Genomic DNA, 1928 nt, shown 5'->3' with positions numbered 1-1928 from the left:
ACGGTTTCCAGAAGTTCATCGATTCGCTGGGCCAGCCTTTGATCGTGCTGGGACGCCGACAACTCAAGCGCTGGCTGCAGATCCTGCTCTTTGCCAATACCGACAAGGAGCGTGCCCACACCATGTCGCCGCTGATGATCCTGGCGGCCACGCGCGGCAAGATGCTGGAATTGATCACGGCCAAGATCCGGCCCGGACGACGCAAGATGTCGGAGATGGCCTTCACTGTCGGCATCATGTCGCTGGTCGATGCGCTCTTTGGCATGAGCATGGAAAGCGTGCTGCGCCAGATCACCGTCAGTACCGAAATCCGCGAAGCGCTGCTGCGGCGCAATGGCTACTATGGTTCGGTCCTGCGCCTGGTGGAGTGCACCGAACTGCGCGAGCCCGACCAGGCCGAGATGCAACGCCTGCTGGATGAACTGCAATTGTCGGCCGACGATTTCTTTGCCGCCGAAAAGCACGCCTTCGAATGGGGCAACAGCATTTCCAACAACAACATCGGGGGGCAGGCTTCCATGCAGATGTCGCCGCCGCCGGAAGGCTATATCGATGACGATGACGACGATGATTGATTGCGCCCCGTGCGGGATCGTAGGAAGACCAAAGGCTGCCGCGGCAGCCTTTTTCGTGGGCGCCCCTTAATGCTTGCGCATACGGCTTACCAGCCGTCGCAACAGTCGCAGCAGACGTGTGGCGGGTCCGCCCGGTTGGGCCGCCATGCGTTGCGCCAGCGCGTTTTTGATGCGGGCCAGACCTTGGCGGGCCGACCGCACCAGCCGTTGCACCTGTTGCCAGCCTGCCGTGGCTTGCAATTGCGCCGTGAGCCTGGCCTTGAAGGCCAGCAAGCGGTCGTGATAGCGCACGAACCAGGGCAGTGACAGCAGGCTGCGTCGGGTCAGCGCATAGATGCGCGCGACCAGTGCCGTGCCCAAGACCTTGGCACTGAGCACGATGAGCAAGCCCAGGGTAGGGTGGCCGTGGGTGATGGAGAGCAGCGCCAGGATCTTCACCGGCAGCAGCAGCAGGGTCGGCGCCAGGAAGATCATCAGGGCAGCATACGGCGAGAGCCGCTCCACCCAGCGTTGCAGCCGCACCAGCAGCGGCCAGTCGGGAATGCGCGCCAGCAGGGCCTGGGTGGCATCCCACAGCCATTCTTCCAGCATCAGCAGCAGGGCTGCGGTATAGATCAGCGGGGCCAGCAGGCGTCGACGCCAGCGATGGCTGCGGCGTGGCGGCGGGGAAGACGACGTCATCGGCAAATCAGACCGCGCGCGCCTTGATGAGCGAGAGCCAGCGGTCGCCCCATCGGACATCGCTCATGCAGGAGGCATAGGCGGTCACGGTGCGGGCGGCGCGTTCCAGCAACTGGATGTCGGCTTCGTGCTGGCGCGCTACATGCGGATCTTCCAGGAACAGCACGCGCCGGCACTGGCGCTCCAGGATCAGTTCGGCGATCTGGGCGTCGCCGCCCAGGGGGCCGGAGAGGAAGGGCTTGACCCAGTGGCGGCCGGCTTCGCCTTTCATCCTCATGGCCAATTGGTTCAGCAGTCCACCGGTGGTGCCGGTGGCGCAGCGGAAGGCGAACTGGTCCAGTACCTCGAAGTGCTTCTCGGCCAGCTCCAACATGCGCGACTTCATGGCATCGTGAGCGATCAGGGCGATGCCTTCCTGCTGGAGGTGGAAGCGGTCATCCAGGAAGCTGTCGGGCTTGGCGCCATTGGCGATGGCTTCCAGTTCGAACCATTCCTGGGCGCCGGCCAGGGTCGACAGGAAAGGCTTGCCGTGGATGACGCACTGGCGCTTGAGTGCCACCGCTTCCGGGGAAGTGGAGGAAGGATCGACCGGGTCGATCAGGTAGATCACCGCATCCAGGGTACGCTGCGGGTCGGGGTCGACGGTGCGCGAAACAAGCTTCATCAAGCCGC

Annotated in this window: 2 protein-coding genes and 1 pseudogene; 1 reads left to right on the top strand and 2 read right to left on the bottom strand. The window is 64.0% G+C overall.

The genetic code is table 11. The annotated features are described in order from the left end of the window. Positions 1–575 (top strand): annotated as a pseudogene (locus I5W_RS00720) (EAL domain-containing protein); the annotation flags it as partial. A 66-nt stretch (positions 576–641) separates the two neighbouring features. On the opposite strand, the gene I5W_RS00715 reads toward I5W_RS00720, so the two are convergent. Next, positions 642–1256, bottom strand: coding sequence for a hypothetical protein (locus I5W_RS00715; RefSeq protein ID WP_017451008.1), 615 nt, complete (start codon positions 1254–1256; stop codon positions 642–644). Positions 1257–1263: 7 nt separating this feature from the next. Continuing rightward, the coding region (locus I5W_RS00710) for a methylglyoxal synthase (protein WP_044527817.1) at positions 1264–1928 on the bottom strand (665 nt) is incomplete at its 5' end.

The sequence above is a fragment of the Herbaspirillum sp. B65 genome (assembly GCF_000333555.1).
Taxonomy (GTDB): Bacteria; Pseudomonadota; Gammaproteobacteria; order Burkholderiales; family Burkholderiaceae_D; genus Herbaspirillum; species Herbaspirillum rubrisubalbicans.
The sequence above is the reverse complement of the archived record's forward strand: the minus strand, read 5'-3'. Positions and strand labels throughout refer to the sequence as shown.

What these genes read in the sequence shown, in the direction of transcription:
- I5W_RS00715 (WP_017451008.1), bottom strand. Translation starts at nt 1,256, where the DNA reads ATGACGTCGTCTTCCCCGCCGCCACGCCGCAGCCATCGCTGGCGTCGA.